The organism is Streptomyces sp. P17, from assembly GCF_032436805.1.
Taxonomy (GTDB): Bacteria; Actinomycetota; Actinomycetes; order Streptomycetales; family Streptomycetaceae; genus Streptomyces.
This window is the reverse complement of sequence record NZ_JAVRBF010001100.1, coordinates 1-257: the sequence shown is the minus strand read 5'-3', so window position 1 is coordinate 257 and position 257 is coordinate 1. Positions and strand designations below refer to the sequence as shown.

Here is a 257-nt window from a genome sequence, read left to right as displayed (position 1 = left end):
GAGTCCACTAATCTATCAAATGAAAAACTATATAGTTTGTTTAACAGGGACCAACCTAAGTCTATTAAATTATTTTTAGTGCTTTGATGACCTGCACCGGTGCTAAGTAAAGCAATTACTGATTCAAGAATGTCTATACCAAGCCTAAAGTCACCGCTGTTAGGATTATTATTCAATCTAAATGGAGCAAGACGATTAATTTCGTTGAGCTTAGCTAAAGAATCAATAACTTCTACATTCAAATGTTCCCCTGACAC

The 257-nt window shown here is 34.6% G+C and carries 1 protein-coding gene; it reads right to left on the bottom strand.

The genetic code is table 11. The features are described from left to right. Positions 1-257, bottom strand: a 257-nt coding sequence (locus RMT89_RS44075; protein WP_315889377.1) for a hypothetical protein, incomplete at both ends; no start/stop codon positions are given.